General features: G+C 69.0%; 23 protein-coding genes. 13 read left to right on the top strand and 10 right to left on the bottom strand.

Going from position 1 to position 25,391, the window contains the following annotated elements; genetic code table 11:
* Positions 1–5: 5 nt before the first annotated feature.
* A complete protein-coding gene (zapE, locus tag BN1193_RS04495) occupies positions 6–1,040 on the bottom strand; it encodes a cell division protein ZapE (protein WP_040164339.1) in 1,035 nt (344 codons plus the stop codon).
* A 121-nt stretch (positions 1,041–1,161) separates the two neighbouring features.
* Between zapE and BN1193_RS04490 the strand changes: the two genes are divergently transcribed.
* From BN1193_RS04490 to BN1193_RS04480, 3 genes are read left to right on the top strand one after another with little or no spacing between them, the layout of a single operon-like run.
* On the top strand, positions 1,162–2,064 hold the full coding sequence (locus BN1193_RS04490) for a sulfurtransferase (protein ID WP_040164338.1): 903 nt from the start codon (positions 1,162–1,164) through the stop codon (positions 2,062–2,064).
* A gap of 39 nt (positions 2,065–2,103) precedes the next feature.
* On the top strand, positions 2,104–2,544 hold the full coding sequence (locus BN1193_RS04485; RefSeq protein ID WP_040164337.1) for a SufE family protein: 441 nt from the start codon (positions 2,104–2,106) through the stop codon (positions 2,542–2,544).
* The gene (locus BN1193_RS04480; RefSeq protein ID WP_052460425.1) at positions 2,544–3,581 is read left to right on the top strand and encodes a dihydrofolate reductase family protein; all 1,038 of its coding nucleotides are present in this window, start codon (positions 2,544–2,546) and stop codon (positions 3,579–3,581) included. Before BN1193_RS04485 ends, BN1193_RS04480 begins: the two co-directional genes overlap by 1 nt.
* Here the strand turns inward: BN1193_RS04480 and BN1193_RS04475 are convergent.
* On the bottom strand, positions 3,565–4,752 hold the full coding sequence (locus BN1193_RS04475; RefSeq protein WP_040164336.1) for an alpha/beta hydrolase family protein: 1,188 nt from the start codon (positions 4,750–4,752) through the stop codon (positions 3,565–3,567). The genes BN1193_RS04480 and BN1193_RS04475 overlap by 17 nt on opposite strands.
* 25 nt (positions 4,753–4,777) lie before the next feature.
* Here BN1193_RS04475 and BN1193_RS04470 point away from each other — a divergent pair, with 25 nt between their 5' ends.
* The 6 genes from BN1193_RS04470 to BN1193_RS04445 all read left to right on the top strand — a co-directional run bounded on the left by BN1193_RS04470 (position 4,778) and on the right by BN1193_RS04445 (position 11,433).
* Complete coding sequence (locus BN1193_RS04470; RefSeq protein ID WP_094770269.1) at positions 4,778–5,359, top strand: DUF3000 domain-containing protein; 582 nt, start codon at positions 4,778–4,780, stop codon at positions 5,357–5,359.
* Positions 5,352–6,548: a ribonuclease D gene (locus BN1193_RS04465; protein WP_040164687.1), complete on the top strand. Its 1,197-nt coding sequence runs from the start codon at positions 5,352–5,354 to the stop codon at positions 6,546–6,548. The genes BN1193_RS04470 and BN1193_RS04465 overlap by 8 nt, the downstream gene beginning before the upstream one ends.
* A 75-nt stretch (positions 6,549–6,623) precedes the next feature.
* Complete coding sequence (locus tag BN1193_RS04460) at positions 6,624–7,829, top strand: thiolase family protein (protein WP_040164335.1); 1,206 nt, start codon at positions 6,624–6,626, stop codon at positions 7,827–7,829.
* The gene (locus tag BN1193_RS04455) at positions 7,826–9,973 is read left to right on the top strand and encodes a 3-hydroxyacyl-CoA dehydrogenase NAD-binding domain-containing protein (protein WP_040164334.1); all 2,148 of its coding nucleotides are present in this window, start codon (positions 7,826–7,828) and stop codon (positions 9,971–9,973) included. The genes BN1193_RS04460 and BN1193_RS04455 overlap by 4 nt, the downstream gene beginning before the upstream one ends.
* Positions 9,974–10,098: 125 nt before the next feature.
* On the top strand, positions 10,099–10,785 hold the full coding sequence (locus BN1193_RS04450; RefSeq protein ID WP_040164333.1) for a TetR/AcrR family transcriptional regulator: 687 nt from the start codon (positions 10,099–10,101) through the stop codon (positions 10,783–10,785).
* 120 nt (positions 10,786–10,905) lie between these two features.
* Positions 10,906–11,433 carry an NUDIX domain-containing protein gene (locus BN1193_RS04445; protein ID WP_040164332.1) on the top strand — a complete coding sequence of 176 codons (528 nt, stop codon included), beginning with the start codon at positions 10,906–10,908 and terminating at the stop codon, positions 11,431–11,433.
* Between the two features lie 3 nt (positions 11,434–11,436).
* On the opposite strand, the gene dxs is transcribed toward BN1193_RS04445, so the two are convergent.
* The 6 genes from dxs to dut all read right to left on the bottom strand — a co-directional run bounded on the left by dxs (position 11,437) and on the right by dut (position 19,052).
* Positions 11,437–13,422 carry a 1-deoxy-D-xylulose-5-phosphate synthase gene (gene dxs / locus BN1193_RS04440; RefSeq protein WP_040164331.1) on the bottom strand — a complete coding sequence of 662 codons (1,986 nt, stop codon included), beginning with the start codon at positions 13,420–13,422 and terminating at the stop codon, positions 11,437–11,439.
* Positions 13,423–13,559: 137 nt separating this feature from the next.
* A complete protein-coding gene (locus BN1193_RS04435) occupies positions 13,560–14,000 on the bottom strand; it encodes a hypothetical protein (protein WP_040164330.1) in 441 nt (146 codons plus the stop codon).
* 164 nt (positions 14,001–14,164) lie between these two features.
* Entirely contained in the window at positions 14,165–17,002 is a 2,838-nt protein-coding gene (locus BN1193_RS04430; RefSeq protein WP_040164329.1) for an aconitate hydratase, read from the bottom strand.
* Between the two features lie 171 nt (positions 17,003–17,173).
* Positions 17,174–18,013, bottom strand: coding sequence for a DUF3159 domain-containing protein (locus tag BN1193_RS04425; RefSeq protein WP_326845043.1), 840 nt, complete (start codon positions 18,011–18,013; stop codon positions 17,174–17,176).
* On the bottom strand, positions 18,010–18,600 hold the full coding sequence (locus BN1193_RS04420; protein ID WP_040164328.1) for a DUF3710 domain-containing protein: 591 nt from the start codon (positions 18,598–18,600) through the stop codon (positions 18,010–18,012). Before BN1193_RS04420 ends, BN1193_RS04425 begins: the two co-directional genes overlap by 4 nt.
* On the bottom strand, positions 18,597–19,052 hold the full coding sequence (dut, locus tag BN1193_RS04415; RefSeq protein ID WP_195907797.1) for a dUTP diphosphatase: 456 nt from the start codon (positions 19,050–19,052) through the stop codon (positions 18,597–18,599). The genes BN1193_RS04420 and dut overlap by 4 nt, the downstream gene beginning before the upstream one ends.
* 33 nt (positions 19,053–19,085) lie before the next feature.
* Here dut and BN1193_RS04410 point away from each other — a divergent pair, with 33 nt between their 5' ends.
* On the top strand, positions 19,086–19,577 hold the full coding sequence (locus BN1193_RS04410) for a DUF3093 domain-containing protein (RefSeq protein WP_230206407.1): 492 nt from the start codon (positions 19,086–19,088) through the stop codon (positions 19,575–19,577).
* Here the strand turns inward: BN1193_RS04410 and BN1193_RS04405 are convergent.
* Complete coding sequence (locus BN1193_RS04405) at positions 19,532–19,825, bottom strand: DUF4193 domain-containing protein (protein WP_040164326.1); 294 nt, start codon at positions 19,823–19,825, stop codon at positions 19,532–19,534. The genes BN1193_RS04410 and BN1193_RS04405 overlap by 46 nt on opposite strands.
* A gap of 220 nt (positions 19,826–20,045) precedes the next feature.
* On the opposite strand from BN1193_RS04405, the gene sepH reads away from it, so the two are divergent.
* The gene (gene sepH, locus BN1193_RS04400) at positions 20,046–21,104 is read left to right on the top strand and encodes a septation protein SepH (RefSeq protein WP_040164325.1); all 1,059 of its coding nucleotides are present in this window, start codon (positions 20,046–20,048) and stop codon (positions 21,102–21,104) included.
* Between the two features lie 9 nt (positions 21,105–21,113).
* Here the strand turns inward: sepH and BN1193_RS04395 are convergent, their stop codons facing one another.
* The gene (locus BN1193_RS04395; protein ID WP_052460423.1) at positions 21,114–22,235 is read right to left on the bottom strand and encodes an alkaline phosphatase family protein; all 1,122 of its coding nucleotides are present in this window, start codon (positions 22,233–22,235) and stop codon (positions 21,114–21,116) included.
* A gap of 83 nt (positions 22,236–22,318) precedes the next feature.
* Here BN1193_RS04395 and BN1193_RS04390 point away from each other — a divergent pair, with 83 nt between their 5' ends.
* Both BN1193_RS04390 and BN1193_RS04385 read left to right on the top strand, forming a co-directional pair.
* Positions 22,319–24,784, top strand: a complete 2,466-nt coding sequence (locus BN1193_RS04390) for a DNA gyrase/topoisomerase IV subunit A (protein WP_040164324.1) — start codon at positions 22,319–22,321, stop codon at positions 24,782–24,784.
* Positions 24,784–25,143 carry a DUF4440 domain-containing protein gene (locus tag BN1193_RS04385; protein WP_040164323.1) on the top strand — a complete coding sequence of 120 codons (360 nt, stop codon included), beginning with the start codon at positions 24,784–24,786 and terminating at the stop codon, positions 25,141–25,143. Before BN1193_RS04390 ends, BN1193_RS04385 begins: the two co-directional genes overlap by 1 nt.
* Positions 25,144–25,391 lie beyond the last annotated feature (248 nt).

The raw sequence follows: 25,391 nt of genomic DNA, 5'->3' as shown, positions 1-25,391 counted from the left end.
GCAGGTCAGGCGTGCGTCTGCGCGTTCAGGCGGGACACCGCGCGCAGGTACTTCTTGCGGTAGCCGCCGCCGAGCATCTCCTCGCTGAACACGTCGTTCAGCCCGAGGCCGGTGGCTCGCACCGGGGTCTGGGCGTCGTAGATGCGGTCCACGAGCGCGACGAAACGAAGCGCCTCGGACTGGTCCGTGAGCTGGCGGACATCGCGCAGACCGACGGCGTTCAAGCCTTCGACGAGACGGATGTAGCGGGACGGGTGCACCGTGGCGAGGTGGCGGATGACGTCATCGAAGACGTCGTCCGAGGCCGCCCCGCCGCGGGCGGCCTCAGCCAGGGCCGCGTCGTACGCGCCCTGATCGAGCGTGATGGAGGTGCCGTCGATCGCGCGCTGGCGGTAGTCCACGCCGTCGATGCGCACGGTCTGGAAGGCGTCGGACATCGCCTGGATCTCGCGCAGGAAGTCCTGCGCCGCGAATCGCCCCTCACCGAGGGCGTTCGGCGGGGTGTTGCTCGTGGCGGCCACCTTGGTGCCGGACGCGACGAGTTCGCCGAGGAAGCGCGTCATCACCATGGTGTCGCCCGGATCGTCCAGCTCGAACTCGTCGATGCACAGCAGGCCCGAGCCGCGGAACAGATCCACCGCGTTGCGGTAGCCGAGGGCGCCGACCAGGGCGGTGTACTCGATGAAGGATCCGAAGTACTTCCGGTTCGCCGGGAACGCGTGATAGGTGGCCGCGAGCAGGTGGGTCTTGCCGACACCGAATCCGCCGTCGAGGTATACGCCCGGCTTCATCTCGGGTTCGGCGTTCTTGCGCCGGGAGAACAGACCGCCGCGCTTGACCGTGCCGCCGCCGCTGCAGAACCGGACCAGCAGATCCTTCGCGCCCTGCTGCGAGGGGTACTCGGCATCGGTGCGGTACGTGTCGAACGTCGCACCGTCGAACTGCGGCGGCGGGACGAGGGAGGCGACCATCTCGGCACCGGAGAGCTGCGGATTCCGGTCGGTCAGGTGCACGAAGGTCGTGCGGGCGGTGGCCGTCATATGTTCCTGTGTCTTTGTCTTACGAAAACGTGCGCGCTCTTCGCAGCGGTTCTAGGCTCGGAGGGGACGTGCTCAACCCTACGCCGTTCGCCCCTCATCACGTCCCGACAAAGGAGATCACGTGTCCGTCGAGTTCGACACCTCGTCCGCCAAGTTCGCCGAGTACGCGCACCCGGAACGTCTCGTGACCACCGAATGGGTGGCGTCGAACCTGGACACCCCGGGACTCGTGATCGTGGAGTCCGACGAGGACGTGCTGCTGTACGAGACCGGACACATTCCCGGCGCGGTCAAACTCGACTGGCACACCGAACTCAACGACCCCGTCCGCCGCGACTTCGTCGACGGTGCCGCGTTCGCCGAGATCCTCTCGCGCAAGGGCATCTCCCGCGACGACACGGTCGTGGTGTACGGCGACAAGACCAACTGGTGGGCCGCCTACGCGCTGTGGGTGCTGACGCTGTTCGGCCACACGGACGTTCGTCTCATGGACGGCGGGCGCGACAAGTGGATCGCCGAGGGCCGCGAGCTCACCACCGCCAAGCCCGAGCGCGCCGCCACCGAATACCCCGTCGTCGAGCGTGACGACACCACCTACCGCGCCAGCCGCGACGACGTGCTGGCGCACTTCGGCAACCCGCTGATCGATGTCCGCTCGCCCGAGGAGTACACCGGCGAACGCACTCACATGCCGGCGTACCCGGAGGAGGGCGCCCTGCGCGGTGGTCACATTCCGAGCGCGCAGAGCGTGCCGTGGGCCCGCGCGGTCGCCGAGGACGCCGCCTACAAGTCCCGCGCCGAGCTCGAGGCGCTGTACCAGGACGGTGCCGGCCTGACCCCCGGCGACGACGTGATCGCCTACTGCCGGATCGGCGAGCGGTCCTCGCACACCTGGTTCGCTCTGACCTATCTCCTGGGATTCGAGAACACCCGCAACTACGACGGTTCCTGGACCGAGTGGGGCAACCTCGTGGGCGTTCCGATCGCCACCGGCCCCGAGGCCGGAGACGCCCCGACCCACTGACCGGACCCGTCGGCCGGGGGCGCGTGGAAGAATCGACGGGTGAGTGACACCCGGCTTCCCACTTCCCTGGCCGACATCCGCGACGAGTTCCTCGAACTCGACGAGCCCGACCGCCTGCAACTGCTTCTGGAGTTCTCCGGCGACCTGCCGGCGGTTCCGGAGGAGCTGGCCGAGCACCCGGAACTCGCCGAGCGTGTCGTCGAGTGCCAGTCCCCGGTGTACATCCTGCTCGAGGTGGACGGCGACACCGTGCGGATGCACGCCACCGCTCCAGCGGAGGCGCCCACGACCCGCGGCTTCGCCAGCATCCTCGTGCAGGGCCTCAGCGGATTGAGCGTGGACGACGTCCTGAGCGTGCCGGAGGACTTTCCGCACACGCTCGGACTCACTCGGGCGGTCTCGCCACTGCGGTTGGCCGGGATGACCGGAATGCTCCTGCGCGCCAAGCGCCAGGTTCGACAGAAGTCCGGACGCGACTGATGCTCGCGCCGGGCACGCTGGTGCGAGTGCTCCCCGAGCACGACGAGATCGACCTGGCCGCCGACGGAGCGCGTGACGCCCTGGCGCGTTGGTACGACTCCCCCGCCCGGGTCCGACTGAACATGATCACGAGCCTCACCGGTGCCGCCACCGGCGCGGACGGCACCAGCGACGGTCTCACCAGCCGGGTGGACCGCGCGGTGCTCGGCGTGATCCGCCGCGCATCGGACGTGGTGGTCGTGGGAGCGCAGTCCGTCCGCGCGGAGGGGTACGTCGCCCCGACGGCCGCACGACTCGCGGTCGTGACCGTGTCGGGTGACCTCCGTGGCCACAACCTGCAGGCACGCGATGACGCTCCCGCGCCCATCCTGCTCTGCCCCGCCGACGCCGCCGACCGGGACGACGAGCACACGGCGGGCCTGGACGCGGAGATCGTGCCGCTCCCGGCCGTCATCGGCGGCGGACTGGTCAGTCCGCGCGACGTGGTCGCGGCGCTCGTGGAGCGGAACCTGCCGCGGATCGTCTGCGAGGGCGGGCCGATGCTGGCGAGGTCGTTCGTGCGCGCCGGGGGCGGCGCGGAGGGGGTACGTCGCCCCGACGGCGCACGCCGTCGCGGTCGTGCCGGGTCGGGTGACCTCCGTGGCCACACCCTGCAGGCACGCGATGACGCTCCCCGCCCATCCCGGCTCTGCCCCGCCGACGCCGCCGCCCGGGTGCGCGAGCACACGGCGGGCCTGGACGCGGAGATCGTGCCGCTCCCGGCCGTCATCGGCGGCGGACTGGTCAGTCCGCGCGACGTGGTCGCGGCGCTCGTGGAGCGGAACCTGCCGCGGATCGTCTGCGAGGGCGGTCCGATGCTGGCGAGTTCGTTCGTGCGCGCCGGGGTGATCGAGGAGGCGTGCATCACGGTCGCTCCCGTGCTCACGCCGTCTGATGCGCCGTTCGTCAGTCTGCGGAACCCGCAGCACAGCACGGTCGCCTCGCACGCCGTCGACGGTGCGGGGTTCTCCTACCTGCGGCTCACGCTTTCGGCGTGAAGCCGTTCGCGGCGAGCCAGCCGCTGATGTCCGAGTCCCAGCGCGCCTGGTCGTAGTTCCACAGCTTGGTGTGCCGCGCCACCGCGTAGGTCTCCAGCTTGACCAGATCAGGCCGGGCTTCGGCGAGGGCGTGCGACGCCGTCGCGGGCACGAATCCGTCGTCGTCGGAGTGCAGGATGAGGATCGGCAGCTTCAGCGACTCCGCCTGGGCCACGATGTCGAGGGCATCGAACGGGATCGCGTGATCGGCACCGACGGCCTTGGCTGACCAGTCCTGACCGAGAGCTGCGACGGCCAGGTCACCGACCGCGCTCGGGATGCCGTTCGCCTGCGCCTGGTAGGTCAGCACGGGACGCCAATCCACGACGGGCGATTCGAGGATGAGTCCGGCGATCAGATCGCGGTGCGCGGATCGGGTGGCCACCTGCAGAGCGATCGCGCCGCCCATGGACCAGCCCATCAGCAGCACCCGCTTCGCGCCGTGCCGCCGCGCGTAGCCCAGCGCCTCGTCGACATCCCGCCACTCGGTCGCGCCGAGGCCGTAGGTCCCGGTGCGGCTCCGGGGGCCCTCGCCGTCGTTGCGGTAGGACACGACCAACGAGGTGATCCCGGCGTCATGGAACAGCGGGACCGCGCGCAGGCACTCCGCGCGCGCCGCTCCACGGCCGTGCACCTGGATGACCCAGGTGTCACCGCCCGGGAACAGCCACGCCGGACACGGTCCGAGTGGGGTGCCGATCAGCTCGGGTTGGTACGGCAGATGCAGCTGGTCCGGCGCGTCGTAGTACCACCCGCTGAAGGACGCCTCGCGCTCGAGCTTGGCTCCGCTGTCCACCTCGGTGAGCAGCTTCCGGGTGACCGTCGTGGCGTTCTCGGAGAGGATCGAGCCGAGCTTCAGATACGGCATGGTGCCGCCGGTGAAGAGCCCGTACCGGCCGGGCAGTTCGGTGTCCGCGGTGCGCGAGAGCGTGATCGTCTGCGCTTTCACGTCGAGGTCGAGGATGCGGGTGTCGCGAGCGCGCGGGGTCGGCACGACCACGCGGCGTGCGATCACCGTCGTGAGCGCGGCCATCGAGCCGAGCACGAGAGTGAGAGCTCCGGCGAGGGCTCCGATCGCGATCCGGAACCCGACCGCCGAGCGAGCGGAAGCGGCGCGCCTGGGATTGTTCATCGCTGTCTCACTTTAGTCTGTCTCCGTGGCGGACGAATCTCCGGTTGACGCGATCTTCGCGCAAGCACGGGACATGCTGCGGGCAGTGACGCACCGCGAGGACTTCACCGTGCGCGAGATCCCCGCTCCCGGGGGCCTGGCGCCGTATTCGATGACCCTCGCCGGCGATGTCCGCCCCGACGATCACGGCGATTCGCTGTACGGAACAGGGCGTTTCATCCTGCTGTTCGACCCCGCTTCCCCGGAGGCCTGGGGCGGCCCATGGCGCATCGTCTGCTTCGCGCAGGCTCCGCTCGAGCAGGAGATCGGCACCGACCCGTTGCTGGCTGAAGTGGCCTGGTCGTGGCTGACCGATGCCCTCGCCGCCCACGGTGCGGAGTATCATTCGGAGTCGGGCACGGCCACGAAGACCCTCTCCCGAGGGTTCGGGTCGTTGGCCGAGGAGGGTGACGGCGCGCAGATCGAACTGCGCGCGTCATGGTCTCCGTCCGGTGCGGTCGACGGCCACGTGCAAGCGTGGGCGGAGCTGGTCTGCATGCTGGCGGGCCTCCCTCCCGGTTCGGAGAAGATCGCCGTGTTCGGGGCGAGGCGAGGTGAGCGTGACTGAGTACCGTGTGATCGACACGGCCGAGGGGTTCCACGAAGCGATCGAGGCGTTGCAGCGCGGACAGGGACCGCTCGGAGTGGACGTCGAACGGGCGTCCGGCTTCCGGTACTCCCAGCGCGCGTACCTCGTGCAGGTGTTCCGGCGTGACGCCGGGGCGTTCCTGTTCGATCCGCCGGCGATCGGAGACTTCACCTCGTTCCAGGATGCGTTCGGCGAAACCGAGTGGGTCCTCCACGCAGCGAGCCAGGATCTTCCCTCCCTGCACGAACTGGGGCTGTACCCGGCGGTCATCTTCGACACCGAGCTCGCCGCGCGATTGCTCGGGCACGAGCGCGTCGGTCTCGGCGCGATCGTCGAAGAGGAGCTCGGGATCGTGCTGGCGAAGGCGCACTCCGCGGACGACTGGTCCACCCGTCCGCTGCCCCAGTCGTGGCTGGAGTACGCCGCGCTGGATGTCGTCCACCTCATCGACCTGCGCGACAAGCTCGTCGCCGAGCTCGATCAGCAGCACAAGACGGAGTTCGCTCGCGAGGAGTTCGCCGCGGCGCGGGACAAACCGGAACGCCCCGCCCGCGAGGACCCCTGGCGGCGGCTGAGCGGTCTGCACACGCTGCGCGGCCGTCGCAATCTCGCCATCGCGCGATCACTGTGGCAGGCCCGCGAGGACTTCGCGCGGGAACAGGACATCGCGCCCGGGCGCCTCGTCCCGGACCGCTCGTTGGTCGCCGCCATCCGCTCGGACCCGCAGAGCAAGGCGCAGTTGGCCGGCAACAAGGAGTTCAACGGTCGCGCCAGCCGCACGCAGCTGGACCGCTGGTGGGCCGCCATCGAGGCCGGACGTGCCGTCACCACCCTCCCGCCGGACCGTCTCTCGCACTCCGACTCCGTGCCGCCGCCCCGGGTCTGGGCCGACCGGAACCCGGCGGCCGATGCGCGCTACAAGCAGGCGCGACCCGCCGTGGAGGCGCACGCCGAAGAGCTGAACATGCCGACGGAGAACCTGCTCACCCCGGATTTCCTGCGTCGGATCTCGTGGGACCACCCGGGTGATGACGTCACAGCCATCTCGCAGGCTCTCGCCGATCTCGGTGCCCGTTCGTGGCAGATCGCTGAAACGGCTCCTCTGATTTCGCGTGCCTTTGTCGAAAGCGTGCAAGGCTCTTCCCAGGACGCCGCGACCGATTCGTAGGAAACGCCTCACCCGGTTCCGGTGAACCTGAGTTCCGTCATACGCTGGACTCAATCTCACGAGCTTGGAGGCAAGGTGGCCGAGAATTCGGACGTCTACTTCATCGACGGCATGCGAACCCCGTTCGGGCGCGCCGGCGAGAAGGGCATGTACTGGAACACGCGCGCGGACGACCTGGTCGTCAAGGCGATGACGGGTGTCCTGGAGCGCAACCCCGGCGTGCCGGGTGACCGCATCGACGACGTGGCGATCGCCGCGACGACGCAGGAGGGCGACCAGGGCCTGACCCTCGGTCGGACCGGCGCGATCCTCGCCGGACTCCCCCTGACCGTCCCCGGTTTCGCGATCGACCGCATGTGCGCGGGCGCGCTGACGTCGGTGACGACGATGGCGGGATCGATCGGGTACGGCATGTACGACCTCGCCCTCGCCGGTGGCGTCGAGCACATGGGTCGGCACCCGCTGGGGGGCGGCGACGTCGACCCCAACCCGCGATTCCTCACCGAGAAGCTGGTCTCCGCGGACGCGCTGAACATGGGCATCACGGCGGAGCGCCTGCACGACCGCTTCCCGGAGCTGACCAAGGAGCGCGCCGACCGGTACGGCATGCTCAGCCAGCGCAAGGCGCAGGCCGCCTACGACGCCGGCAAGTTCCAGCCCGACCTCGTCTCCGTCGCCGTGCGCGACGCGGACGGCGCCTGGGGCCTGGCCACCGAGGATGAGGGACGCCGCCCGGAGACCACCATGGAGGGCCTGGCGACGCTCAAGACGCCGTTCCGCCCGCACGGTCGCGTCACCGCCGGTACGTCCTCTCCGCTCACCGACGGCGCCACGATGTCGCTGCTCGCCGGTGGCTCCGCCGTGCGCGAGCTGGGTCTCACGCCGAAGATGAAGCTCGTCTCGTTCGCTTTCGCGGGCGTGCAGCCGGAGGTCATGGGCCTCGGCCCCGTACCGTCCACCGAGAAGGCGCTGAAGCGCGCCGGCCTGACCATCGACGACATCGGTGCGTTCGAGCTGAACGAGGCGTTCGCCGTCCAGGTCCTCTCTCTGCTGGATCACTTCGGCATCGCCGACGACGATCCGCGCGTGAACCCGTGGGGCGGCGCGATCGCGCTCGGCCACCCGCTGGCCGCATCCGGCGTGCGCCTGATGATCCAGCTCGCGGCGCAGTTCGCCGAGCACCCGGAGGTCCGCTACGGCCTCACCGCGATGTGCGTGGGTCTCGGTCAAGGCGGCTCTGTCATCTGGGAGAACCCCCACTACGACGGGAAGAAGAAGTGACCGACTACGCGAAGATCGATTTCTCCCCGTTGCTGGCGTTCTCCGCGGACGAGGTCGTCACGCACTCGCGCGTGCGCGACGTCCGGTTGCCCTCGGGCAGGACGCTGGCGCTGATCACGCTGGACAACGGCCGCGACCACACGCGTCCGAACACGCTCGGCCCGGTCACCCTGACCGAGCTGGACGGCGTCCTGCAGGGTCTGGCCGAGCGCGCCGCGAAGAAGGAGATCGACGCGATCGCCATCACCGGCAAGCCGTACATCCTGGCCGCCGGTGCGGACCTGTCCGAGGTCGCCAACATCCCCTCCGTCGAGGCGGCGCGGATGATCGCGCAGCTCGGCCACAAGGTGCTCGGCTCGATCAAGAACGTGGGTGTCCCCTCGTTCACGTTCATCAACGGCCTCGCCCTCGGCGGCGGACTCGAGATCGGCCTGAACTCGGACTACCGCACGGTGGACGCGTCGGCCGCGGCCATCGCCCTGCCCGAGGTCTTCCTCGGCATCATCCCCGGATGGGGTGGCGCGTACCTGCTGCCGAACCTGATCGGCATCGAGAACGCCCTTGAGGTGGTCATCTCGAACCCGCTCAAGCAGAACCGCATGCTCAAGCCCCAGCAGGCGTTCGACCTCGGCATCGTGGATGCGATCTTCCCGGCCACGAACTACCTCGAGGACTCGCTCGCCTGGGCCGACAAGGTCCTCGGCGGCAAGACGAAGGTCGAGCGCAAGAACGAGCCGGGCAAGATCGAGCGCCTGACCAAGTGGCCGATCGCCATCAAGATGGCGCGCGGCATGCTCGAATCCAAGATCGGCACCGTGCCGAAGTCGCCGTACAAGGCGCTGGAGCTGCTGGAGAAGGCCAAGTCGGGCAACCGCGAGGACGGCTTCGCCCGCGAGGACGAGGCTCTCGCCGAGCTCGTCACCGGCGACCAGTTCGCCGCGTCGATGTACGCCTTCGACCTGGTGCAGAAGCGCGCGAAGCGTCCGGTCGGCGCACCGGACAAGAAGCTCGCCCGCAAGGTGACCAAGGTCGGCATCATCGGTGCGGGCCTGATGGCCAGCCAGTTCGCTCTGCTGTTCGTCCGCAAGCTGCAGGTGCCGGTGCTGATCACCGACATCGACCAGGCCCGCGTCGACAAGGGTCTGGCGTACATCACCGAGGAGATCGGCAAGCTGGAGGGCAAGGGTCGGCTCGACGGCGACACCGCCAACAAGCTGCGCGGCCTCATCCACGGCACCGTCGACAAGACCGAGTACGCCGACTGCGACTTCGTCATCGAGGCGGTCTTCGAGGAGACCGGCGTCAAGCAGCAGGTGTTCGCCGAGATCGAGCCGATCATCGCCGAGGACGCGATCCTCGCCACGAACACCTCGTCTCTGTCCGTCGAGGAGATCGGTTCCAAGCTCGCTCACCCGGAGCGCCTGGTCGGCTTCCACTTCTTCAACCCGGTCGCGGTGATGCCGCTGATCGAGATCGTGAAGACGCCGAACACGAACGAGCAGACGCTCGCCACGGCCTTCGTCGTGGCTCGCGGCCTCGGCAAGAGCGCGGTGCTCACCGCGGACGCGCCGGGCTTCGTCGTCAATCGTCTGCTGGCCAAGGTCATGGGCGAGGCCGCGCGTGCCGTCTACGAGGGCACGCCGGTCGAGAAGGTGGAGAAGGCCTACGGCCCCCTCGGCCTGCCGATGGGCCCGTTCCAGCTGATCGACCTGGTCGGATGGAAGGTCGCCGCCCACGTGCAGGACACGATGGTGCGTGCGTTCCCGGAGCGCTTCTACGCCAACGAGAACTTCCACCAGCTGGCCGAGCTCGACCAGGTCGTGGAGAAGGACAAGGGCGGTCGCGTCGTCGGCTTCACCAAGGCCGCCGAGAAGGTGCTCAAGGGCGCGGTCTCCGGCTCCGGTGTCGACGAGGCCACGATCCTGCGCCGTGTGCAGGACGGCATGGCCGAGGAGATCAAGGTCATGCTGGACGAGGGCGTGGTTCCCGAGGTCGAGGACATCGACCTCTGCCTGATCCTCGGTGCCGGCTACCCGTTCATCGACGGCGGCATCTCGCCGTACCTCGACCGCGAAGGCGCCTCCGAGCGCGTCTTCGACGGCACGTTCCACACTCCGGTGATCCGGGGCATCGCGGGTCGCTGATCCGAACCTCGACACGGGCCGTCTCCTGCGGGAGGCGGCCCGTGTCGTTCGTCCGCGTGGCATATCGCCCAGGCGCCACCTTCCGATAAACTGAACACGTTCACTATGGTGACGAAGGGATGCCCATGAGCGAGGACACCAGCGCCGAGGAGCACATCAGCAAGAGCGATCGAACGCGTGCCACGATCCGGGAGGCGGCGATCGCGTCCTTCCGGGAGCGCGGCTATGACGCCACGACGATCCGCTACCTCGCCGATGAGCTCGGGATCTCCGTGGGGTCGGCGTACTACCACTTCCCCAGCAAGAGCCACCTGATCCAGGAGCTCTACGTCGACGTCGCGAACGCCCACGCCGAGGCCGTCCGCCCGCAGCTCGCCGCGAAGGGCAAGCTGGCCGCCCGCGTGCGCATCGTGATCCTGGAGTCCCTGCGTCAGCTGGAGCCGTACGGCGAGCACGCGAACGAGTTCCTCGTCGCCGCGATCGAACCGGGTGGCGACGCCAGCCCGCTGTCCGGACCGTCCGCGCAGGCGCGCGACGCCTTCCTGGCGACGTTCAACGACGTCGTCGCGGGAACCTCCGACAAGATCCCGAAGGACATCGCCGAGCTGCTGCCGGCCGCCCTCTACCGAGCGAATCTGCTGGCCTCCCTGGCGTGGGTGCAGGACCGCTCCCCCGGCCACGCGCGCACGAAGCGTCTCGTCGAGCGCGGCACGTCGTTGCTCGGCCTCGGTCTGCCGGCTCTGCGCATCCCGCCGGTCAAGCGCGCGCTGCGCGAGCTCCTCACCGACGTCGGGGCCCTCGGCGAGTCATGACTCGCCGCACCTGACCTCCGCGGACCTGCTCCGCGGACCTGCTCCGCGGGGGGGGGGGGGGTGGCGGGGGCGGCCTGCGCGATGGGCTGGTACCGGGCGTCACGCACGCATACTGGTGACATGGACGAGATCGTGGCGCTGTACGACGAGAACGGTCACCCGCACGGGTCCGTGCGACGCTCGGTGATGCGCCGCCACAACCTGCGGCACGGCGCGACGGCGTGCGTGCTGTTCGACCCCGCCGGACGCGTCTACGTGCATCAGCGCACCGCGACGAAGGACCTCTACCCCTCCCGGTGGGACTTCGCCGCCGGCGGCGTGCTGCTGGACGGCGAAGATCCCGACGCGGCTGCGGCGCGGGAGACCGCCGAGGAACTCGGCATCACCACACCCTTGACCAAGATCGGCGAGGGCGACTACGCCGACGATCACACCACGTACCGCGGCTTCCTCTACTGGACCGTCTCGGACCAGGAACCCCGACTGCAGGCCGAGGAGGTCGTCCAGGGCCGGTGGATGCCCCTCGACGAACTCGTCACGCTGCTGGACGAGCATCCCGATGACGTCATGCCGGACAGCGTCGGCCTGCTCGGCGATTGGATCCGCGTCCGTGCCGCCCGAGCCATCGAGGGCGACGTCCTGCGCTGAGTCTCAGCGGACGATACCGGTCTGCCCCGGCTGCGTCGGCAGCGAGCCCGTCTGCGTGGTCGGGATCTGACCGGTCCACAGTGTCCCGTCGGCGTTCTGCCGCGCGACCGGAATCCGGGTGCCCAGCACCTGCGAGACGACATCCTGCGCGATCTTGGCGGCCGTCAGGCCCGCGTCCGCGAGAATCTCCTCGCGCGAGGCGTGATCGATGAACTCGTCCGGCAGGCCCAACTCATCCACGGCGGTGTCGACGCCCGACTCGCGCAGCACCTGACGGATGCGGGTGCCGATGCCACCGACGCGGATGCCGTCCTCGATCGTGATGACGAGGCGGTGGCTTCGCGCCAGCTCGACCACGGAGTCGGCCACCGGGACGACCCAGCGCGGGTCGATGACGGTGGCCCCGATTCCCTGGGCCTTCAGACGAGTGGCGACGTCCATCGCCAGGTGCGCGAAGGACCCGATGCCCACCAGGAGCACGTCCTCCGCATCGCCGCGGGAGAGGACATCCACCCCGTCGGCGAGCCGCTCGATCGCCGGCAGCTCCGGGGCGACCGCACCCTTCGGGTAGCGGATCACGGTGGGCGCGTCCTCGACGGCGACGGCCTCGCGCAACGCCTCGCGGACGCGTGCCGCATCGCGCGGCGCGTTGATGCGGATGCGCGGGATGATCTGGAGCATCGCCAGGTCCCAGATCCCGTGATGGCTGGGACCGTCCGGACCGGTGACTCCGGCGCGATCGAGCACGAACGTGACACCGGCGTGGTGCAGGGCGACGTCCATCAGCGCCTGGTCGAAGGCGCGGTTCATGAAGGTGGCGTACAGAGCGACCACGGGATGCAGACCGCCGTAGGCCATGCCCGCCGCAGCGGTGACGGCGTGCTGCTCGGCGATGCCGACGTCGTACACGCGATCCGGGAATCGCTCCGCGAACGGCGCGAGCCCCGTCGGCCGCAGCATCGCACCGGTGATCGCGATGACCTTCTCGTTCGCCGCGCCGACCTTCACGAGCTCGTCGGAGAAGACGTCGGTCCACCCTTCACGAGACGCCTTCAGCGGGTCGCCGGTGGCCGGGTCCATGGGGTTGACGGCGTGGAATTGGTCGGCCTCGTCATTGCGGGCCGGGTCGTAGCCACGGCCCTTCTCGGTGATCACGTGCACGATCACCGGGGCCCCGAACGTCTTGGCCATCTCAAGCGTCTCGATCAGGTCCGGCAGGTCGTGCCCGTCGATCGGACCGAGGTATTTGATGTCGAGGTTGGAGTACAGCGCCTCGTTGTTCGTGAAGCGCGACAGGAAACCGTGCGTGCCACCGCGGACGCCGCGGAAGAGCGCCCGGCCCATGGGGCCGAACAGCCGGAACAGGCGGTCGGACTTGTGGTGCAGATCCTTGTACGCCGCGGCGGTGCGGACGCGGTTCAGATACCGCGACATGCCCCCGATCGTGGGCGCGTATGAGCGGCCGTTGTCGTTCACGACGATCACGAGGTTGCGCTCGTTGTCGTCGGTGATGTTGTTCAGCGCTTCCCACGTCATACCGCCGGTGAGGGCGCCGTCGCCGACCACGGCCACCACGTGCCGGTCGGCCCGTCCGGTGCGGTTGAAGGCGCGCGAGATGCCGTCCGCCCAACTCAGCGAGCTGGACGCGTGCGAGGACTCCACCACGTCATGCTCGCTCTCCGAGCGCTGCGGATAGCCCGCCAGTCCGCCGCGCGAGCGCAGATCGGAGAAGTCCTGGCGTCCGGTGAGGAGCTTGTGGACATACGACTGATGTCCGGTGTCGAAGATGAACGGGTCGTTCGGGGAGTCGAACACGCGGTGCAGGGCGATCGTCAGCTCCACCACACCGAGGTTCGGACCCAGGTGCCCACCGGTCTTCGCGATGTTCTCGACGAGGAATCCACGAATCTCTCCGGCCAGTTGTTCCAGCTGTCGGTTGGACAGCGCATCCAGGTCTCGCGGCCCGGAGATGGACGGCAGGATCGCCATGCGTCTACTCCCCTCCCGGGCCTGCTCTGGCGCCCGGAACGAAACTTCAGTCTAGCCGCCGCGGCCGCGAAACATCCGAAGCCGTTGGAGCCCGAGATCACCCGGAACCCCCGCGCCGCTGTCGGCCGCAGACGGATTCAGCCGAACCAGTCGGGAGAAATATCGTCTCGAGAATGCTGGAAGCCCGCTCGTGCCACTCCTGCTTCCTCGAACGCGATCTCGAATCGCACCCCATCGACGGTGATGGTCGAGAGCCCGTCCTTCCCGCGATGACCGTCGATGCTCGAAGAGTCGGAGGTGAGGATCACTGCGCGGCCGGTCTCCGTGCTGTACGCAACCCCGGTGACATCGGCGACCCCGTACCCGAGGGCTGCTCCCGGTTCGGTCAGGCGGAATGCGAGCGCTTCGAGGACACCCGGTTTCACGTCCGGGGAGGGGTCGTCTGCCCGCAGCAACATGCCGGCTTTCATCCGAGCGCCCAGATCGGGCAACGGCGACTCTCCGTCCGCGGCAGAAGCCGCAGATGCGGATGCCCCGACCACGATCGCCGCCGTCGCCATCGAGACCAGCCCGTACATGAAACGTCTTCTCGCAGTCATGGCACTCGTCCCCGGATCCGAACGTGGCCACCTCATGGTGGTGGCGTCAGCGTACCGGAACTCGAGGTGCCTTCCTCGCACGGGACGCAGAACGACGGAAACCCCCGGCGCCGAGGCACCGGGGGTTTCGTTGTGAGTCAGGCTCAGACGAGCGAGCGCAGCACGTACTGCAGGATGCCGCCGTTGCGGTAGTAATCCGCCTCACCGGGGGTGTCGATACGGACGACCGCGTCGAACGTGACGGTCTCCTTGCCGGCCGGCGAGTGCTCGCTCGGTGCGGCGGTGACCTTCACCGTCTTCGGCGTGGTGCCCTCGTTCAGCGCCTCCAGGCCCTCGATCGAGACGATCTCGGTGCCGTCCAGGCCGAGCGATGTCCACGACTGTCCGGCCGGGAACTGCAGCGGGACGACGCCCATGCCGATGAGGTTCGAGCGGTGGATGCGCTCGAAGCTCTCCGTGATGACCGCCTTGACGCCCAGCAGGCTGGTGCCCTTGGCCGCCCAGTCACGCGACGAGCCGGAACCGTACTCCTTGCCACCGAAGACGACGAGCGGGGTGCCCTGCTCGGCGTAGTTCTGGCACGCGTCGTAGATGTACGACTGCGGAGCGTCGGCCTGCGTGAAGTCGCGGGTGAAGCCACCCTCGACCTCGGTGCCGTCGTTGACGGCGCGAACCAGCTGGTTCTTCAGGCGGATGTTCGCGAACGTGCCGCGGATCATGACCTCGTGGTTTCCACGGCGCGAGCCGTAGGAGTTGAAGTCCTCCTGCGCCACACCGTGCTCGGTGAGGTACTGCGCGGCGGGCGTGCCGGCCTTGATGTTTCCGGCCGGGCTGATGTGGTCGGTCGTGACCGAGTCACCCAGGGTCGCCATGACGCGGGCACCGGTGATGTCCTTGACCGGGGTCAGGTCCATCGACATACCGTCGAAGTACGGGGCCTTGCGGACGTACGTGGACTGCTCGTCCCACTCGAACACGGCGCCGTCCGGCGTCGGGAGGTTCTTCCAGCGGTCATCGCCCTCGAAGACGGTGGCGTACTGCTTGATGAACTGCTCGCGCGAGATCGACGAATCGATGACCTCCTGGACCTCATCCGGCGAGGGCCAGATGTCCTTCAGGAAGACGTCGTTGCCGTCGGCGTCCTGGCCGAGCGCGTCGTTGTCGAAGTCGAAGTGCATCGAACCGGCGAGAGCGTAGGCGACCACCAGCGGCGGCGAGGCCAGGTAGTTCATCTTCACGTCGGGGCTGATGCGACCCTCGAAGTTGCGGTTTCCGGACAGGACCGCCGTGACGGCGAGGTCGTGCTCGTTGATCGCGGTGGAGACCTCTTCGATCAGCGGACCGGAGTTACCGATGCAGATCGTGCAACCGTAGCCGACGGTGTAGAAGCCGAGGCCCTCGAGCGCCTTGTCCAGACCGGACTTCTCGTAGTAGTCGGTGACGACCTTCGAGCCCGGGCCGAGCGTGGTCTTGACCCACGGCTTCTGCTTCAGGCCCTTGTTCAGCGCGTTGCGAGCCAGGAGGCCGGCGGCGAGCATGACCGAGGGGTTCGAGGTGTTGGTGCAGGACGTGATCGCCGCGAGGGTGACCGCGCCGTTGTCCAGGACGTACTTCTGTCCGTCCGGCGTCGTGACCTTGACCGGCTTCGACGAGGCGGCCGGGGCACCGCTGGAGAGGTAGACCTCAGCCTCGAGCGTCTCGTTCTCCTCGCCCGGAACCGAGCCCGGGTCGCTGGCCGGGAACGAGCCACTGCTGTCGAGGTCGACGACGTCGGCCGTCTGGTCGGGCGTGGCGTAGTTCAGGATGTCCTTCTCGAACTGCGACTTCGACTCGCTGAGCAGGATGCGGTCCTGCGGGCGCTTCGGGCCGGCGATCGAGGGGACGACCGTGGACAGGTCGAGCTCGAGGTACTCGGAGTACTTCGGCTCGTTGTCGGCGTCGTGCCAGAGCTTCTGCTCCTTGGCGTACGCCTCGACGAGGTCGACGGCGTGCTCGTCGCGACCGGTCAGGCGCAGGTAGTCCAGCGTGACGTCGTCGATCGGGAACATGGCCGCGGTGGAGCCGAACTCCGGCGACATGTTGCCGATGGTGGCGCGGTTGGCGAGCGGCACCGAGCCGACGCCCTTGCCGTAGAACTCGACGAACTTGCCGACGACGCCGTGCTTGCGCAGCATGTCGGTGATGGTGAGGACGACGTCCGTCGCGGTCACGCCGGCCGGGATCTCACCGGTGAGCTTGAAGCCGACCACGCGCGGGATGAGCATGGAGACGGGCTGACCGAGCATCGCGGCCTCGGCCTCGATGCCACCGACGCCCCAGCCCAGCACGCCGAGGCCGTTGACCATCGTGGTGTGCGAGTCGGTGCCGACGCAGGTGTCCGGGTACGCGCGCAGCACGCCGTTGACGTTGCGGTCGTAGATGACCTTGGCCAGGTGCTCGATGTTGACCTGGTGGACGATGCCGGTTCCCGGCGGGACGACCTTGAAGTCATCGAACGCGGTCTGGCCCCAGCGCAGGAACTGGTAGCGCTCGCCGTTGCGCTCGTACTCGATCTCGACGTTGCGCTCGATGGCGTCCGGACGACCGAAGAGGTCCGCGATCACGGAGTGGTCGATGACCATCTCAGCCGGCGAGAGCGGGTTGATCTTGCTCGGGTCGCCGCCGAGGGCCGTGACGGCCTCACGCATGGTGGCGAGGTCCACGATGCAGGGCACACCGGTGAAGTCCTGCATGACCACGCGCGCCGGCGTGAACTGGATCTCCGTGTCCGGCTCGGCGTCCGGGTTCCACGAACCCAGGGCCTGGATCTGCTCCTTGGTCACGTTCGCACCGTCTTCGGTGCGCAGCAGGTTCTCCAGCAGCACCTTGAGGCTGAAGGGAAGCTTCTCGTAACCCGGGACCTGGTCCACCCGGAAGATCTCGTAGTCGGTGCTGCCGACTGTCAGGGTGCTCTGTGCACCGAAGCTGTTCACCGTTGACACGAGGTTCTCTCCTTAGCGTCGTTCGTCACCGCTGCATCCATCTTGGAGCGTGAGACGGCCGAGGACCAGGAAGGTCCACCTAACAGTCTGCGCCGCGGACGGAGTTCGCAACAGGTCCCGAATTTATCTTGACGTCAAGATAAATCTACCACGCGCGACGTGCACCGGACTTCACCCTTCGGCGGGTTCGGATTCCTCCCGGGCGGGCGCCGGAACACGGCGGTGGTACAGCCGTCGCACCACGAACCAGGTCACCGCGATGAGCGCGGCGAACAGCGGAATGCCCATGACGAGCTTGAGCGTCCCGAGCAGCGCGACCGTCCCCTCCGCCGCACCGTCGGCGTGCGAGGCGAAATAGACCGGAAGCTGGACGGCGAGGCGGACGAAGAACAGACCCGCCCACGCCAGCCCGAGCCAGAAGAAGCCACGGCGCTTGCGCTTGGAACGCCGCCAGGAGGTCGCATCGCCCATGAGGAACCCGGCGATGATTCCGATCGCCGACCAGCCGACCAGGACGGATACCAGAATGGCGGTGCCGTACAGGGCGTTCGTGATCAACCCGACGACGAACGTGTCCGCGGCGTTGCCCGTGATCAGCGCGATCGTGGCGGCGACCACGGCCGCGACGAGACCACCGAAAGCGGCGGCGGCGGTCTGACGCATCGCGAGTCGGATCAGCGAGAACACGAGCGCCAGCCCCACCGAGACGATCACCGCAGGCAGGAGCTTTCCCCAACCCTCCCCCGGCCACAGCGTGTAGGCCAGGACGAAGGCGAGCGTGGGGATGATCGACTCGGCCACGCCGCGCCAGCCGCCGATGGCCGCCCAGACGAGGTGGCCCGTGCTCTGATGCGCGGCGGGATCCAGGCCCGCCTTGCGCGCGGCACCACCGAGCGCGGCGGCGAGCACCTCGGACGCCGTGGGGTCGGCCGGAGCCGGCGGGTCCAGTGGGGTCGCCACCGCGTCAGACGCGGCACCGGCCTGTGGGTCGGCGGGCTCGTTCGTGGTCACGCCGTGCCCGGCGCGGCCGGCATCTTCAGCGGGATGAGGTCGCGCGGCGGCATCGGCGTCCCACCGCGGACGACCACGATGGAGCGGAAGAGGTCCTCGACCTGCGCCGCCGCCTCGAGGTCACCGGTGGCCTTGCCACCGATCACTCCGCGCAGGAACCAGCGCGGGCCGTCGACGCCCACGAAGCGCGCGAGGCGCATCTGCGAGGCGTCCCCGGCCATGACCGGGACCTCGGCGAGCAGCTCGGGACCGAGCGGGCCCTCGCGCTCCTCGACGCGGCCGCCCTGCGCCCGCACCTGGTCCATGATCTGGCTTCGCGTCTCGTGCCACAGCCCGCTCGAGCGGGGAGCCGCGAACGGCTGCACCTGCAACGACGAGTCCGCATAGTCCAGACCGACCGCGACGATGCGCTTGGTCTGCTCCTCCACCTCCAGGCGAAGATTCAGCCCCTCCCGCGGCAGCACCTTGATTCCGCCGAGGTCGATGTACGGGCGGACGGGGTTCGCCTCGGATTCGTCAAAGGGTCCGGACTCGCTGCGGTCCTCGGGCGCCGACTTGCCGGCATCCTCAGTGGTGTCATCACTCATGCGTTCACTCCAGTCTTGCTGCCGACACCCGTCGAACCGAACCCGCCCTCGCCGCGCGCGCTGTCAGGCAGCTCGTCAACGGGGAGGAAGGTGGCACGGGTGACCGGCATGATGATCAGCTGCGCGATGCGGTCGCCGGGGGCGATCTCGAACGCCGCCTCGCGGTCCGTGTTGAGCAGGCAGACCTTGATCTCACCGCGGTAACCGGCATCGACCGTTCCGGGCGTGTTCACGATCGTGATGCCGTGCTTGGCGGCCAGGCCGCTGCGCGGAACCACGAAGGCGGCGTGGGCGTCCGGCAGAGCGATGCGCACACCGGTGCCGACCACACGGCGCTCACCGGGCTCCAGGCGCACGGATTCGGCCGCACGCAGGTCCGCGCCGGCGTCGCCGGGGTGGGCGTAGCTCGGGGGCTCGGGTGCGACAATGAGGACGTCCACGGAATCAGTCACCCCACGAGGGTAATGCAGAACTCGGAGAGCACGATGAGCACGAGGCCCCTGTACCGCGAACGACTCACCCCGTCGCTGTGGATGTTGGCCGCCGCCATCGCTCTGGTGCCCATGGTGACCCTCGTGTTCGTTCGCGTCGAGCCGACGATCGCGTTGGGGATCGGCGTCGCGGTCGGTTTCGCCGTGATCGCACTTCTGATCGCCCTCTCCCCCGTCGTGGAGGTCTCCGGCGGCGAACTGCGCGCGGGCCGCGCGCACATCCCGGTGCGGTTTCTGGCCGACCCGAAGCCGTTCACGCGTGAAGAAGCCCGCGCTGCTCGAGGTCAGAACCTCGATGCGCGGGCTTGGCATCTGATCCGGGGCGGGATCGACGGAGTGGTGACGGTCGCAGTGACCGATCCCGTCGATCCCACTCCGGTGTGGGTGGTGTCCTCCCGGACACCGGACCGCCTTGCAGCGGCCATTCGTGCTGCCTCTGTTCAGGCAGCGCACTCCCGACAGATCGGGCCGTCCGCGGTTTCGTGATCGAGCTGGGAGCGGTGCTTGACCAGGAAGCAGCTCACGCAGGTGAACTCATCCTCCTGAGCGGGCAGGACCACGACGTCGAGTTCGACGTCCGACAGGTCCGCGCCGGGCAGTTCGAAGCCTGACGGGTTGTCCGCGTCCTCGGCATCGATCGAGCCCGCCGTCTTGTCCGGCACTCGCTCCTTCAGGGCCTCGATCGACTCGCTTTCGTCCTCGTTCTTGCGGGGTGCGTCGTAATCGGTGGCCATGACGGTTGGTATCTCTTCTTCCGTTGGTGTGGGGGTGCGCCTGCGATGCAGGCGGCCATAGTTTGCATGACGCGGACGAGATTCGCAAATGCGAGTTCGCCCAGCGTTCACGCTGTGGTCAATCGCCGGTGAAACTCGCGGCACGCCCGCGGTATTCCCGAGTTCCGCCCACGGCGCATGCGACGATGACGACAGGCACGCGGAAACGAGAGGCGCCTTCATGGAACAGCTCACAATCATCGGAACCGAGGACACCCGACTCGTCCTGGTCGCCGAAGGCGGGGAGCGCTTCACACTCGCCATCGATGACGTCCTGCACAGCGAGTTGAAGAAGGCCCGACTGCGCGGCGACAAGCCGGACGCGCCGCGCGCGAGCCCGCGCGAGATCCAGTCGCACATCCGCGCCGGCATGAGCGCGGCCGACGTCGCTGAGCTGCTGGAGACCTCGATCGAGGACGTCGAGCGCTACGAAGGCCCCGTGCTCGCCGAGCGTGAGCACGTCGTCGGCCAGGCCCTGGCGGTCCCGGTCCTGATGGGCACCGAGGTGGAGCCGGACGGCACCCTGAGCTTCGGCACCGCGATCCGCGCCAAGCTCGCCGAGCTCGAAGCCGGCGGAGAGCGCTGGACGAGCTGGAAGGACGAGAACGGCTGGACCATCAAGCTCGAGTTCATCGCGAGCGAGGTCGAGCACGACGCGCGCTGGGGGTTCGACCCGCGCCGCAGCACTCTCTCGCCGCAGAACTCCGCCGCCACGCAGCTGTCCCGTCAGGGCTCGCTGCCGGACGGCCTGATTCCGCGCCTGCGCGCGCTGGACACCCCGTCGTGGAAGGACGACTCGCGCTTCGACAGCGGAGCCTTCGGACCGCGGCGCCTGCCCGAGCCCGCTCCGGAGACCAACGCCGCCGAGGACGCCGCGGACGCTCGCGCCGCGCGCGGATCGGACATCGCCGCCCGCCGTGCGCCGGAACCGGCCGCGACGGCCAACCCGGACACCGCCGACCTCCTGGAGGCGCTGCGCCGCCGTCGGGGCCAGCGCGAGTCCGCCCCCGGGACCGAAGAATCTGAACTGACCGCTGCACCGGGACCGCTCGCTCCTCCGACGCACACGCCGTCGCCCGCTCCGGTGAATCTGTTCCAGGTGGACGAGTCCGGGGATGACGAGGAGATCGTGGCGGAGAAGCACGCCGCAGAGCGCTCCGACCGCAACGCGCGCCGCAAGGGACGCCCGTCGATGCCGTCGTGGGACGACATCGTCTTCGGCGCCCGCTCCGACGACTGAGACCGCGCGTCAGCCGGTGAACGCACCGGCACGGATGAGGGGAACCACCGTCTCCTCCGGTGTCACCGAGCCGTGCTGGCCCACCATCCGCATCGCGCGCTTATCCGTGAGCGTGTCGTCGTAGTACGCCCAGGTGCCGCGCGTGACCACCAGCAGATCACCGATTCGCGGTGTCACCTCCGGGTCGACCGCACCGAAAAGGCCATACGCGATCGCCTCGTCGCGCGTGAGAACGTCTGCGGTGGTCTGCGCCTCCGCCCGCCAGATCGCGGCGAGGCGCTCGATGTCCGCATCCGGCCGCGCGTAGACGTGCATCATCCGCGGCTCTCCGCCGAGCTGAGCCACGCCATCCCAGCGCGGATCTCCGACGCCGAGCAGAACGTGCCGGTGCCGTGGCACATCGATCATGCCGTGGTCGGCGGTGACCACGAGTCCGACCTGGGCGGGCACCGCCGCCGCGAAGGCCGCATCGACGTCCTCCAATGCCGCGAGCCACTGCGGGGAGGCGACACCATGCCGGTGACCGGCCTTGTCCACCTCGGGGATGTAGCAGTAGATCAGCGCACCCTCATGCTGTGCGGCGAGGGCCAGGGCGACGCGGACCCGCTCGCTCACGACGTCCTCCCCGACGTACTCCGCGCCGCGGAGCACGGCCTGGGTGAACCCGGATCCGTCGTACTCGCGCGGACCGACGGCGAAGCAACGGATGCCGTCCGCGGTCGCTTCCTCGAAGACGGTGCGGCTACGCTGCCACGTGGCCGGGTCGATGCCGTCGCTGACCCATCCGGAGAGCGGGTTGACCACCGCGCCGGAGGCCGGGTCGAGCACCCGGTAGCCGACCAGGCCGTGCTGTCCCGGATCTGCGCCGGTGAGCAGCGACGTCAGCGCCGCGGCCGTCGTGGACGGGAAGACCGAGCGAGCCACGTCCCGCTTGTGCATCATGCCGGACAGGTGCCGTGCGTGGCCGGCGTTCCCGCGCAGCTGAAGGGCGCCCAGACCATCGATGACGCAGAGCACGGCCGAGCGCGCGGATCCGAACGGCCCCGCACCGCGGAGCGCCCGCACGACATCCGACGCCACCCCGGTGATGCTCCGAGCGTGCGCGGGGGCGGCGGGTAGCATGAAGGACATCGGGGCCATCCTCCCACAAGCGGCTCCCGCAGCGTCCCGCCGGGGGCCGCGATCTGGACCGAAGCCTTCGGAGAGCTGACTGCATGCCACGGAAGTCGACCGCGACCGAGCCCATCGTCGAGCGCATTGAGGACGTCGACGTCTCCTCGGAGATGCAGGGGTCGTTCCTGGAGTACGCGTACTCCGTCATCTACTCCCGCGCTCTGCCGGACGCACGCGACGGCCTGAAGCCCGTGCAGCGGCGCATCCTGTTCCAGATGTCCGAGATGGGCCTGCGCCCGGACCGCGGCCACGTCAAGAGCGCGCGCGTGGTCGGCGATGTGATGGGCAAGCTGCACCCGCACGGCGACAGTGCCATCTACGACGCCCTCGTGCGCCTGGCGCAGCCGTTCGCCCTGCGCCTGCCGCTCGTGGACGGACACGGCAACTTCGGTTCCCTCGATGACGGTCCCGCTGCGGCCCGCTACACCGAGGCGCGCCTGGCACCGGCGGCGCTGGCGATGACGGAGAGCCTGGACGAGGACGTCGTCGACTTCATCCCGAACTACGACGGCCAGTTCCAGCAGCCCGCCGTCCTGCCGGCGGCCTACCCGAACCTGCTCGTCAACGGGGCCGCCGGCATCGCCGTCGGCATGGCCACGAACATGGCCCCGCACAACCTCATCGAGGTCGTCGCCGGCGCCATCCACCTCCTGGAGAACCCGGACGCCACGACCGAGGACCTGATGGAGTTCATCCCCGGCCCGGACTTCCCGACCGGGGGCATCGTGATGGGCCTGGACGGCGTGAAGGACGCCTACAGCACCGGTCGCGGCGCCTTCAAGGTGCGGGCGAAGAGCTCGATCGAGTCGCTCGGTCCGCGCAAGACCGGCATCGTCGTGACCGAGCTGCCGTACCAGGTCGGTCCGGAGCGCGTCATCGAGAAGCTCAAGGACGCGGTCAACGCCAAGAAGCTGCAGGGCATCAGCGACGTCGCCGACCTCACCGATCGCACGCACGGGCTGCGGCTCGTGATCACCGTGAAGACGGGCTTCGATCCGGCCGCGGTGCTGGAGCAGCTGTACCGGGTCACACCCCTCGAGGATTCGTTCTCCATCAACAACGTCGCGCTCGTCGGCGGTCAGCCGCGCACGCTCGGGCTGAAGGAGCTCCTGCGGGTCTACCTGGATCACCGCATCGAGGTCGTCACGCGCCGAAGCAAGTACCGCCTCGCGCAGCGGCAGGCGCGCCTGCACCTCGTCGATGGTCTCCTCATCGCCATCCTCGACATCGACGAGGTCATCCAGGTCATCCGCACGTCGGATGACAGCGAGACCGCCCGCACACGCCTGCAGCAGGTTTTCGATCTGTCCGAGCTGCAGGCCGAGTACATCCTCGAGCTGCGCCTGCGGCGCCTGACGAAGTTCAGCCGCATCGAGCTCGAGGCGGAGCGGGACAAGCTCCGCGCCGAGATCGCCGCGCTCGAGGAACTGTTGGGCAGCGACGTGCTGCTGCGGGGCCAGGTCGCGAAGGAGCTCGACGCGGTCGCGGAGTCCCTCGGCACGCCGCGTCGCACGCTGCTGCTGAACGCGGCGCCGCCGAAGACCCGTTCGGCCAAGGCTCCCGTCGAGCTGCAGATCGCCGATGCACCCACGACACTGTTCCTGTCCGCGTCCGGACGCGCCGTCCGCGTGGACCGCGAGGGCGGTGCAGAGCTCATCGCGCCGAAGCGGCGGAGCAAGCACGACGCCATTCTGACGACGCTGGAGACGACCACCCGCAGTGAGATCGGAGCCGTGACGAACCTCGGCCGGCTCGTGCGCTTCTCCCCCGTCGATCTGCCCTCGGTGCCCCCGGCGTCCATCCAGCTCGGCGCCGGCGTGCGCCTGACCGACTATCTCGGTTTCGCGGACAAGAAGGAGCGCGTGATCGCACTGCTCCGCTTTGACGAGGACACCCCGATCGCCCTCGGCACGCACGACGGCATCGTCAAGCGCATCGTCCCGTCGGCGATGCCCGTGCGTCCGGAGCTGGAGATCATCGCGCTCAAGCCGAAGGATGTCGTCGTGGGTGCGGCTCCCGCTCCGGATGACACCGAGCTCGTCTTCGTCTCCAGCGATGCGCAGCTGCTGCACTTCTCGGCCGCATCGGTCCGGCCGCAGGGGGCGCCGGCCGGCGGCATGGCGGGTATGAAGCTCAGCGCCAAGGCGGAGGTGATCTTCTTCGGCGTCGTCTCTCCCGACGAGCCGACCGAGGTCGTCACGATCTCCGGAAGCGACACAGTCCTCGCAGGCACCGATACCGGACGGGCCAAGGTCAGCGACTTCACCGAGTTCCCCGGTAAGGGTCGCGCCACCGGTGGTGTTCGCGCGCAGTCGCTGCTGAAGGGTGAGGATCGCCTGACGCTCGCCTGGGCCGGCCCGTCGCCGCGCGCGATCGGCACCGACGGCGCGGTGCGCACGCTTCCCGAAGGCGGCGCGCGCCGCGATGCGTCCGGCACCCCGCTCGAGGCGGTGGTCGGCTTCGTCGGCACCACGATCGGCACGGCCGCGCACCTCGTCGAGGAGTGATGGCGGGCGATCCGGCCGCAGTGCTGGCGCGGTACATCGCGGCGCTCGCCGCGCGCGATCTGGCCGCGCTCGATGACCTCATCGCCGCGGATGCGGTCTTCCACTTCACCGACGGAACGCACCGGGGCCGACCGGCGATCGTCGCCGCGACCGGCGCGGTCTTCTCTCGCATTCCGGATGACGAGTACCGGATCTCGGATGAGTCGTTGGCGATCCACGGTGACGAGGCCGTCGTGTCCTATGCCTTCCACTGGACGGGGACGATCGACGGCTCCCCCGCCTCCGGCTCCGGTCGCGGACGGACGGTCCTCCGGCGCACAGACCGGTGGCGCATCGCCTCCGAGGACCTCCGCGGCTGACGACGGCGGAGACTCCCGATCAGCGAGCGCCAGCGAGATGAACACCGCTCCCACCTCACGAACCGAGACCGCCGGGTTTCCTACAGCTGTGGACGATGGATCCCTACCTCCCACACATCGGCTCGCCTCCTCCACGCCCCAGCGCAACAAGACACGACGCGTGGCCTCGACACGCTTCCGAGAGGCGAAAGTATGGCTTCTCGTGACCCGCGAACCGGCGGCATAGCTCGGGCTACTGCGATGATCTG

The organism is Microbacterium gorillae (assembly GCF_000826185.2).
In the GTDB taxonomy this organism is placed as follows: Bacteria; Actinomycetota; Actinomycetes; order Actinomycetales; family Microbacteriaceae; genus Microbacterium; species Microbacterium gorillae.
The sequence above is the reverse complement of the archived record's forward strand: the minus strand, read 5'-3'. Positions and strand labels throughout refer to the sequence as shown.

Excerpts from the sequence above, each read along its gene's own strand:
- BN1193_RS04480 (WP_052460425.1), top strand. The coding sequence starts at position 2,544 with ATGCTCGCGCCGGGCACGCTGGTGCGAGTGCTCCCCGAGCACGACGAG.
- BN1193_RS04450 (WP_040164333.1), top strand. The coding sequence starts at position 10,099 with ATGAGCGAGGACACCAGCGCCGAGGAGCACATCAGCAAGAGCGATCGA.
- BN1193_RS04390 (WP_040164324.1), top strand. The coding sequence starts at position 22,319 with ATGCCACGGAAGTCGACCGCGACCGAGCCCATCGTCGAGCGCATTGAG.
- BN1193_RS04475 (WP_040164336.1), bottom strand. The coding sequence starts at position 4,752 with ATGAACAATCCCAGGCGCGCCGCTTCCGCTCGCTCGGCGGTCGGGTTC.
- zapE (WP_040164339.1), bottom strand. The coding sequence starts at position 1,040 with ATGACGGCCACCGCCCGCACGACCTTCGTGCACCTGACCGACCGGAAT.
- BN1193_RS04435 (WP_040164330.1), bottom strand. The coding sequence starts at position 14,000 with ATGTACGGGCTGGTCTCGATGGCGACGGCGGCGATCGTGGTCGGGGCA.
- sepH (WP_040164325.1), top strand. The coding sequence starts at position 20,046 with ATGGAACAGCTCACAATCATCGGAACCGAGGACACCCGACTCGTCCTG.
- BN1193_RS04410 (WP_230206407.1), top strand. The coding sequence starts at position 19,086 with ATGAGCACGAGGCCCCTGTACCGCGAACGACTCACCCCGTCGCTGTGG.
- BN1193_RS04420 (WP_040164328.1), bottom strand. The coding sequence starts at position 18,600 with ATGAGTGATGACACCACTGAGGATGCCGGCAAGTCGGCGCCCGAGGAC.
- BN1193_RS04395 (WP_052460423.1), bottom strand. The coding sequence starts at position 22,235 with ATGTCCTTCATGCTACCCGCCGCCCCCGCGCACGCTCGGAGCATCACC.
- BN1193_RS04445 (WP_040164332.1), top strand. The coding sequence starts at position 10,906 with ATGGACGAGATCGTGGCGCTGTACGACGAGAACGGTCACCCGCACGGG.
- dxs (WP_040164331.1), bottom strand. The coding sequence starts at position 13,422 with ATGGCGATCCTGCCGTCCATCTCCGGGCCGCGAGACCTGGATGCGCTG.
- BN1193_RS04405 (WP_040164326.1), bottom strand. The coding sequence starts at position 19,825 with ATGGCCACCGATTACGACGCACCCCGCAAGAACGAGGACGAAAGCGAG.
- BN1193_RS04385 (WP_040164323.1), top strand. The coding sequence starts at position 24,784 with ATGGCGGGCGATCCGGCCGCAGTGCTGGCGCGGTACATCGCGGCGCTC.